We start from the raw sequence: 371 nt of genomic DNA on the forward strand, positions 1-371 counted from the left end.
CAATCGCCTCGAGCCTGGACGCAGACATCGAGGATCTGTGCGGAAGGCCGCTCGACGGCTCGCCGGTGCCCTACGTCTGGCTCGACGCGACCTACGTCAAGTGCCGCCGCGAGGGGCGCGTCGCCTCCACCGCCGTGGTCACCGCCATCGGCTGCGATGCGGGCGGCTGGAGGCGCGTCCTTGGTGTCGACGTGGTTGACACCGAGTCTTACGACTCGTGGCTCGCCTTCCTGCGGGCTATCCGCTCGCGCGGGGCGGCTGGCGTGCGGCTCGTCGTCTCGGACGCCCACCCGGGGCTCGTCCGGGCGCTCGGCGAGGTCTTCCAGGGCGCCGCGTGGCAGCGCTGCGCGGTCCACCTCATGCGCGACTGC

At 72.5% G+C, this 371-nt stretch carries 1 protein-coding gene; it reads left to right on the top strand.

Annotation, left to right across the window (positions count from 1 at the left end; genetic code table 11):
- On the top strand, positions 1-371 hold a 371-nt coding region (locus ACTQW0_RS08540; RefSeq protein ID WP_441567792.1), incomplete at both ends, for a transposase.

The organism is Collinsella sp. LCP19S3_B7 (assembly GCF_052121795.1).
Classification (GTDB): Bacteria; Actinomycetota; Coriobacteriia; order Coriobacteriales; family Coriobacteriaceae; genus Collinsella.